The 234-nt window shown below is 53.4% G+C and carries 1 rRNA gene; it reads left to right on the top strand.

Features of this window, described 5'->3' with window-relative positions:
* Positions 1-234: ribosomal RNA gene (locus tag ACTHS4_RS12640) — 16S ribosomal RNA — on the top strand; the annotation flags it as partial.

The raw sequence follows: 234 nt of genomic DNA, 5'->3' as shown, positions 1-234 counted from the left end.
GTCTGATGTGAAAGCCCTGGGCTCAACCTGGGAATTGCATTGGATACTGGCAGGCTAGAGTGCGGTAGAGGGTAGTGGAATTCCCGGTGTAGCAGTGAAATGCGTAGAGATCGGGAGGAACATCTGTGGCGAAGGCGACTACCTGGACCAGCACTGACACTGAGGCACGAAAGCGTGGGGAGCAAACAGGATTAGATACCCTAGTAGTCCTGTCTCTTATACACATCTCCGAGC

It is taken from the genome of Neisseria sp. P0014.S009 (assembly GCF_051958155.1).
In the GTDB taxonomy this organism is placed as follows: domain Bacteria; phylum Pseudomonadota; class Gammaproteobacteria; order Burkholderiales; family Neisseriaceae; genus Neisseria; species Neisseria flavescens_C.
The sequence above is the reverse complement of the archived record's forward strand: the minus strand, read 5'-3'. Positions and strand labels throughout refer to the sequence as shown.